The sequence below is a fragment of the Microcoleus sp. AT8-A3 genome, assembly GCF_036705675.1.
Taxonomy (GTDB): Bacteria; Cyanobacteriota; Cyanobacteriia; order Cyanobacteriales; family Microcoleaceae; genus Microcoleus.
Window position 1 is genome coordinate 95,878 of the sequence record NZ_JAUBVD010000023.1, and the last position, 8,019, is coordinate 103,896.

An 8,019-nucleotide genomic window follows, 5' to 3' on the forward strand; every position below is an offset into this window, starting at 1 on the left:
CAGGCTTCAGGAAACAGTAGTAAAATTGCTCCTGAGTTGAGAATTTCTTCGGACGGACACCACACACATGGCAAAATGAAACTGCGTCGGAAAACACTATCGATAATTGGCATTACCATCGCTGGATTGACTGGGATTCTGTATGTCGCCTCCTCAAGTATCCTCTTGGGCAGCCTGATCAAAGCAGAGGAACAAGAAGCCACACAGGTTGTCAAGGGAGTGCTCAGCGTGTTCGGGCAAACTGCCGACGACTTCAACTCGCGCTTTGCCGACTGGTCTGCGTGGGACGACACCTACGATTTTATCCAAAACCGCAACTCAGAATTCATTGACTCCAATTTAATTCCAGAAGGGCTGGCTAATATAAGAGTTAATATAGCCGTATTTGTCAATACTTCTGGCAAAATAGTTTACGGTACAGGTTTAGACAGCGAAAAGCTGAAATTAACTCCTGTTCCAGAAGCATTAAAACAGCGTATTTCTCTAAGCGACCCGCTGTTGCAGCACCCCAACGCCAAAAGCAGCCTCGCTGGTATCATGCTGCTACCGTCAGGGCCAATACTGATTACTTCTCGGCCTATTCTCACGACTAAAAGCACCGGCCCGATCCGAGGTACGCTGATCTTCGGGCGCAATTTGGATGCTGCAGGCATTGCGAAGGTTTCTAAAATTACTCGCTTGCCGCTAATCGTACACAGCGTGAATGAGGCTAGGTTGCCTGCAGACTTTGAGCAAGTGCGGGAGAAACTGTCGGAAAAAAAACCGATTTTGGTGCGTCCTTTAAGCGAAGATTCGATCGCAGGTTACGCCCTGATCCGCGATATTTACAACCAACCTGCGCTGCTATTGCGGGTGGATATTCCCAGAGAAATATATCGGCAAGGTCAAATTAGTTTGCTGTACCTGCTGGTGTCTGTAGCGTTAGTGGGAATTGGGTTGATCGGCTGCACTCTGCTACTGCTAGAGCGTCTGGTGCTGTCTCGGTTGAGCGGTTTAGCGAAAGCAGTCAACCGCGTCAGCAGCAGTCAAGACCTCTCGGTGCGACTACCGGTGACGGGGGAAGACGAGTTGTCCGACCTTGCCCATACTATCAACGGAATGTTGAGTGCGATCGCGATCGCCGACAGCGAACAACTTGAGGAAAAAGCCCGCTACCGAGCCGTAGTCGAGCAAGCTACAGATTGTATATTCCTGTGGGACGCTCAAACCAAACGCCTTTTGGAAGCCAATACAGCGTTTAGAGACCTGCTAGATTACAATCTTGATGCGATTTCGCAACTAACTATTTACGATATCATCGCTTACTCTAAAGACCTAATTGACAACAATATCGAGTTACTGCTGACGGACAAACAATTCAGAATTGGCGAAGTTCTCTACCGCCGCCGAGACGGTTCCTGCGTGGATGTAGAAGTGAGCGGGAGCGTGATTTCCTACGGTGGCCGCGAGATTATTTGCACGGTTGTCCGTGACATTACCGAGCGTAAGCAAGCCGAAGCCGAACTACGAGCCTCGGAAGAACGCTACAGACTTTTGTTTAAAAATAACCCCCATCCGATGTGGGTTTACGATTTAGAAACTCAGGAATTTATAGCCGTCAATCAGGCTGCTATCCAACACTACGGCTACACTCGCGACGAATTTCTCAACATGACCGTTGCGGACATTCGTCCCCCCCAATATCTGCCGAAATTGCTAGAAAATATATCCCAAGTAGATGCCGGTATTGAGTTTGCAGGTGTGTGGCAGCACCAGAAAAAAGACGGAACAATTATTGATGTAGAAATTACTTCTTATGCTCTGGTATTTGATAGCAGAAATGCTGAATTAGTGCTGGCTCACGATGTGACCGACCGCTTGCAAGCCGAGGCAGAACTCTACAAGGCAAAGGAAGCAGCAGAAGCAGCTAATTTGGCTAAAAGTCAGTTTTTGGCTAACATGAGCCACGAACTGCGAACTCCTCTGAATGCGATTATCGGTTACAGCGAGATCCTGCAAGAAGAGGCTGTTGATTTAGGCGAAGAAAATTTTGTGTCGGATTTGGAGAGAATTCACAATTCAGGCCAGCTTTTACTTTCCTTAATTAATGATATTCTGGACTTGTCGAAGATTGAAGCTGGTCACGCCGAAATTGAATTAGAAACTTTTGACGTGTCGGAGGCAGTTCAAGATGTAGCCAAAACTGTTGCACCGCTATTTTTGCGAAACACTAATCGCCTGAATGTGGAGTGTCCTAATAATATTGGCAAATTGTATTCCGATCAAATTAAGTTTACTCAAATTTTGTTTAATTTGCTCAGTAATGCAGCTAAGTTTACTCATAAAGGAACAGTTACACTCAGCGTTGAAAGAATTAAAAATGACGAGAATAGTTGGGATTCGGAACAGTTGATTTTTAACTGTACTGATACGGGGATTGGGATTACTCCTGAACAGCTACAAAAGTTATTTCAACCTTTTACGCAAGCGGATGCTTCGACTACCCGCAAGTACGGAGGAACGGGTTTGGGTTTGGCAATAGCGCAGAAATACTCTCAGATGCTGGGGGGAGAAATTACTGTGACTAGCGAGTTTGGCAAGGGGTCAACTTTTACTCTGATGTTGCCAGCATAGCTCGATTTTAGATTTTAGATTTTAGATTTTAGATTTGGTAAAAAGTCCTGACTAGAAACAACATAAATACGGTTTGTAGTCAGGGCTTCATATCATGTCCGATCGAGTTACCGCGATTAAAAGGGCGGGTTTTTGAGATTGTCAATTATTGGCAGATATTTTTCGTGAGGGGATCCCCTACCGTATTGGGGGTAATCGACCGGACATAATATCAGTCCACTCCCAATCAGCTTTTAGCTAATTAGGACTAAACTTTTGAAGACCAACAACATTAATACTCAATACCTGCTTGAGCTTTAATCCCTTGTTCTCGGAATGGATGCTTAACTAAAGTCATTTCTGTCACCAAGTCGGCCCGTTCGATTAGCGCGGGCGGGGCGCCTCTGCCTGTTAAAATAATGTGGGTTTCTTCGGGTTTTTGGTCTAACCCAGAAAGCACTTGCTCTACTTGCAAATAACCTAGTTTTAATGCTATATTAACTTCATCTAGAAGAACTAATTTAAATTCGGGATTGCAGATAAAAGTTAAAGATTTTTCCCAGGCTTTTTGAGCTGTTTCGATATCTCGATCGCGGTCTTGCGTGTCCCAAGTAAAGCCTTCTCCCATTGCGTGAAATTCTAGCTGTTTTTCCCAGAGTTGAAAAACGGCTTTTTCTGCGGGTTCCCAAGCTCCTTTGATAAATTGTACTATGGCGACGCGGTATCCGTGACCGAGCGATCGCACAACCATGCCCAAAGCCGCCGTAGTTTTGCCTTTACCGTTACCCGTATTGACTATAATTAAACCTTTTTCTTTGGAAGAGTTAGCGATTCGCTGTGATTGCACTTCTTGGCGGCGCTGCATTTTCTGTTTGTGTTGTTGGGCTGTTAAGCCAGTGGTTGCAGTAGTTTCTGTATTGGTTTCCATTAATTTTTTTTTAACCGCAGATGAACGCAAATAAACGCTGATAGATGCAGGAGCTCTAGTTATTGCCACAGTGTTTTCAAGTTTAGCACGAAACCGGGCAAAACATCTTCTCCTGAAAGTTCTGTTGGACATTCCAAAACTTCTATTTCTTGTCCTTGGCGATAGATTTCGACTCTCCGGGTTTTGCGGTTGATTAACCAGCCTAATTTGACTTGGTTATTCATGTATTCTTGCATTTTGTCTTGAGTATCTTTGAGGCTGTCTGTCGGCGACATTAACTCTAAGACAAAATCCGGGGCAATGGGAGGGAATTTTTGTTTTTGTTCGGGAGTGAGTGCATCCCATCTTGATTTTTCAATCCAAGAGACATCGGGAGAACGGTTGGCACCGCTTGGCAGTTTGAAGCAAGTTGAAGAATCGAAACAAATTCCCAGTTTAGTTTGTCGGTTCCAAATCACAAAATCCGCATTAATTTCTGAATTGTAATTTCCGGTTTCTCCTCCTGTGGGTGGCATAACGATTATTTCTCCTTCGGCGTTGCGTTCAAATTTGACATCGGGGTTTTCGCGACACAGTTGATAAAATTGGTCGTCGGTTATTTTGGCGATCGAGTTGAAGTTAATGGTAACTGCTATCATGGTATTTTATCAGGATGCGTTGGGACTTTTAAGCCAGATTATGTATATGAATGCGGCTCAATGCCGAGCGATGCAGATGCTGTAAATATTATTAAGGGTTAAGAGGATTTAATGGATATCTTTTTATGCACTTTTGCTCATTATATCACATCCTTATAACTAGCTATTAATAGTTTTATCAAACGCTTTTTGGAGGAAACACTTACAGACATACCAATAATAAAATGCAATGTTGATTTCGCTAAACAGTTTAGGTAGTCCCTCTAGTAAACTGGAGAATATTTTGTTTTTTATATGCAGGGCATCGACGCCGATCGCAAAAAACAACAAGCCTACACCCGCTAAGAATATTTGGTAGGGAGTTAACTGTAGTTCTCGCCGAAAAAACCATCCGTAGGAGGACAAAACCACGGCGTATAAAAGACTTACTCCGAGCTTAGGAATTCCCCCTGCTACCATATATATATGAATTCTGTAAATTTCATTTAGTAAAAATCCACCTGTTAACAAAGCCGAAAACAGAATAAATCGATTTTCTGAAGTGCGCGGTTGAATACTTTGAGCTAATTTATAGGTGAAAGTACAAATAATGACGGGTACAGAACATAAAACTTGAAAAGTCCGAGTTAACAAAGCGACATTGGGATGGGGATAAGAATAAGGCGGCAAGAATAAATCGCTGACTTTTAACCCGGAAAGTTGAGTGAAAAATATCAGTATCGCCACCACAAATAAGGATAAACAATTGAGTCTAACAACCAAACGAGAAATAGTCATAAGCAATTAACACCAAAAATTAGGTTTACTGCCCAAATCAAAAAAAATTATATCACCAATATCTCTGGATATTTTGCTAAACTTAATCATGAGTGTTATCAAAACAAGGAGACAGTCATGCTGTCAGTGAAAGAAGCAGAATCGATCGTTCTAAATTTGGTGCAACCCCTCGACAGTCAGCGGGATGTAGAAACTGTAGACTTGCTGGCAGCATCGGGGCGCATTTTGGCTGCTGCCGTCACTGGTTCCCTTGATTTTCCTTATTGGGATAATTCAGCAATGGATGGGTACGCGGTGCGGTTTGCTGATGTGGAAAACTGTAGCGCCGAAAAACCAGTGGTACTCGAAGTAGTTGAAGAGATTCCAGCCGGATATCAGCCTCAAAATACCGTAAAATCGGGGCAAGCGGCGCGAATTTTTACGGGTGGCGTGATGCCTGCGGGTGCTGATACGGTGGTAATGCAGGAAGAAACAAGGCGTGAGGGCGATCGCATTTTTATCTTAGTTTCTCCTGAAAAACCGCAAGCATTTGTTAGGCACAAAGGCGCTTTTTATCAAGCAGGAACAACTTTGCTAACTCCCGGTACAGTTATCAATGCCCCAGAAATGGCAGTGTTAGCAACTGCCCAGTGCATTCAAGTTCCAGTTTATCGGCGGCTGCGGGTGGCAATTTTTTCTACTGGTGACGAATTGGTATCGCCTGACGAACCTTTGGCACCGGGGAAACTGGTAGACTCGAATCAGTATGCTTTGACAGTTTTGTTGGCACAAATGGGATTTGAACCGATTCGATTGGGCATTGTTCCTGATAATGAAGATGCATTAAACAAGGCGATATCCGGGGCTATTGCTAAGGCGGATGTGGTGCTTTCTACGGGGGGCGTCTCGGTAGGAGACTACGATTATGTCGAGAAAATTTTGGCGGATTTGGGAGGAAAAGTTCACATTAGTTCTGTGGCTATTAAGCCGGGGAAACCTTTAACGGTTGCTGAGTTTAAACGAGGTGAAAAAAATTCGGATAGTCTCTATTTTGGTTTGCCGGGAAATCCGGTTTCGGCTTTAGTCTGCTGTTGGCGGTTTGTTGTGCCTGCTTTGAGAAAGATGTCTGGGCTTGGCCCGGATGCTTGGGGGCCGGAGTTTGTCAAAGCTAGGTGTAATGCTGAATTGCGATCGCACGGCCGACGCGAAACTTATGTTTGGGGTAAACTACATTTAGTTGCCGGAGTCTGGGAATTTGAACCTGCTAGCGGCACCCAAAATTCAGCTAATTTAATTAATCTCGCAAATACGAGTGGTTTAGCAGTTTTGCCACCAGGGGACACCTGGATTGTACCGGGCGAATTCGTGGAGGTTTTAAAAGTTAGTCAGTAGTTAGTGGTTATTGGTTATTGGTTATTGGTTCGGTATAAGTTCATGTAAAATATTAACAACTAAGTAATCTTCCTTCTTCCGACTTCCATCGGACTGACATCCGTTACATCCGTTACATCCGTTACATCCGTTACACAATCCGTTGCCGAACTTCCTTCTTCCTGACATCCGTTACATCCGTTACACAATCCGTTGCCGAACTTTCTTCGTATTATGAAAATTTTAATTGTTGAAGATGACCCGATGATGCAACTGGGATTAGAGCAAGTTTTAGCCGATTCCCCAGACATAGAAATAGTAGGACAAGCAGAAGACGGCTATTTAGGCGTAGCAGCAGCACTGAAACTCAAACCTGATATCATTGTGATGGATATAGGTTTGCCACGGCTCGACGGCATAGCAGCGACGCAGCAAATTAAAGCACAATTGCCAGAAGTTAGAGTAGTAATGTTAACTTCTCACACGGCAGAAACTGAAATTATTGCTGCCCTTTCTAGCGGGGCTGATGCTTATTGCATTAAAGGTGCTTCTGTAGACAGGCTGTTAGCAGCGATTGCAGCCGCCGCAGAGGGGGCTACATATCTTGACCCTCAAATTGCCCGGACTGTCATCGAACACCTCAAACCCCCCATACCTGCCTCTACAACTACTTTTGGTCAGTTGTCGCAGCGGGAATTGGAGGTGTTAAAATTAATGGTGGAAGGTAACAGCAATCCTGAGATAGCAGCGGCGCTTTACTTGAGTCCAAATACTATTAAAACTCACGTTCGCGGTATTATGAATAAGTTGGCAGTGGATGACCGCGTGCAAGCCGCAGTTGTAGCGCTGAGAACTGGATTGGTGTAAAGAAGTAAGTAGTCATTAGTCATTAGTCAGTAGTCATTAGTTATTTGTTGTTTGCTACCAAGGCTTTTCTGCTACCAATGCCCCATGCCCAATTCCCAATTCCCAATTGCCAATTCCCAATTCCCAATTCCCAAAAAGTTTATGTCTGAATGGATAGAAATCGGTAAAATTGTAGCAGCTCAAGGTTTGGACGGGGAAGTGCGAGTCTATCCCGATTCTGATTTCCCGGAAAGGTTTATCGAACCGGGGAAGCGGTGGATTTTGCGCCCTAACAAAAGTGAACCGGAACCGATAGAGTTTTTGGGCGGTCGCTACATTCCGGGCAAAGGGCTGTATGCTGTAGAGGTAGAGGGTGTGGAAGACCGCGATAGTGCTGAGGCGCTGCGGGGCTGTAAGTTGTTTGTTGAAAAGACCGATCGACCTTACCTCGAATCTGATGAGTTTTACGTCCAAGATTTGATCGGTATGGAAGTTTTTAACCAGTTAACCGGGGAAATCCTAGGCAAGGTAAGTGATATTATTCCCGCAGGTAACGACCTTTTAGAAGTAGAAACGAATCTAACTGCGCCGGAAACTGTCGCCGCAGAATTAGAAAAGCCAAAACAGCCTGAAACTCCCCAAGCAAACGCTGACCCCAGAAATACCCGCAAACCACGGAAAATTCGTGTTAAAGAGCCTAAATCCACAAAAATATTGATTCCTTTTGTGGAAGAGATTGTGCCAGTGGTTGACTTAGAACAAGGCAGAATTGAAATTGTGCCTCCTCCTGGTTTGTTGGAATAATATCATGTCCGGTGTGCGATTCGTTTAGCCTAAATGGATAGGTTCTCCTATCCAGGGACGGTTAGCCTGACTCCGCTGCGAGTT

At 44.4% G+C, this 8,019-nt stretch carries 8 protein-coding genes; 4 read left to right on the forward strand and 4 right to left on the reverse strand.

Annotated elements, in window-relative coordinates; all coding sequences use genetic code 11:
- Positions 1 to 75 precede the first annotated feature (75 nt).
- Positions 76 to 2,613, forward strand: coding sequence for a CHASE4 domain-containing protein (locus QUB51_RS15660; RefSeq protein ID WP_333056171.1), 2,538 nt, complete (start codon positions 76 to 78; stop codon positions 2,611 to 2,613).
- A gap of 271 nt (positions 2,614 to 2,884) precedes the next feature.
- On the opposite strand, the gene cobO is transcribed toward QUB51_RS15660, so the two are convergent.
- The 3 genes from cobO to QUB51_RS15675 form a co-directional block, all read right to left on the reverse strand.
- The gene (gene cobO, locus QUB51_RS15665; RefSeq protein WP_333103560.1) at positions 2,885 to 3,520 is read right to left on the reverse strand and encodes a cob(I)yrinic acid a,c-diamide adenosyltransferase; all 636 of its coding nucleotides are present in this window, start codon (positions 3,518 to 3,520) and stop codon (positions 2,885 to 2,887) included.
- A gap of 59 nt (positions 3,521 to 3,579) precedes the next feature.
- Positions 3,580 to 4,158, reverse strand: coding sequence for a Uma2 family endonuclease (locus QUB51_RS15670; protein ID WP_333261835.1), 579 nt, complete (start codon positions 4,156 to 4,158; stop codon positions 3,580 to 3,582).
- Between the two features lie 159 nt (positions 4,159 to 4,317).
- The gene (locus tag QUB51_RS15675) at positions 4,318 to 4,935 is read right to left on the reverse strand and encodes a hypothetical protein (RefSeq protein ID WP_333261832.1); all 618 of its coding nucleotides are present in this window, start codon (positions 4,933 to 4,935) and stop codon (positions 4,318 to 4,320) included.
- 117 nt (positions 4,936 to 5,052) lie between these two features.
- On the opposite strand from QUB51_RS15675, the gene QUB51_RS15680 reads away from it, so the two are divergent.
- Complete coding sequence (locus QUB51_RS15680; RefSeq protein WP_333261829.1) at positions 5,053 to 6,306, forward strand: molybdopterin-binding protein; 1,254 nt, start codon at positions 5,053 to 5,055, stop codon at positions 6,304 to 6,306.
- 59 nt (positions 6,307 to 6,365) lie between these two features.
- Here QUB51_RS15680 and QUB51_RS15685 read toward each other — a convergent pair whose 3' ends face one another.
- Entirely contained in the window at positions 6,366 to 6,494 is a 129-nt protein-coding gene (locus QUB51_RS15685) for a hypothetical protein (RefSeq protein WP_333232604.1), read from the reverse strand.
- 25 nt (positions 6,495 to 6,519) lie between these two features.
- Here QUB51_RS15685 and QUB51_RS15690 point away from each other — a divergent pair, with 25 nt between their 5' ends.
- Positions 6,520 to 7,152, forward strand: coding sequence for a response regulator transcription factor (locus tag QUB51_RS15690; RefSeq protein WP_333056177.1), 633 nt, complete (start codon positions 6,520 to 6,522; stop codon positions 7,150 to 7,152).
- A gap of 141 nt (positions 7,153 to 7,293) precedes the next feature.
- Entirely contained in the window at positions 7,294 to 7,935 is a 642-nt protein-coding gene (rimM, locus tag QUB51_RS15695) for a ribosome maturation factor RimM (protein WP_333056199.1), read from the forward strand.
- Positions 7,936 to 8,019 lie beyond the last annotated feature (84 nt).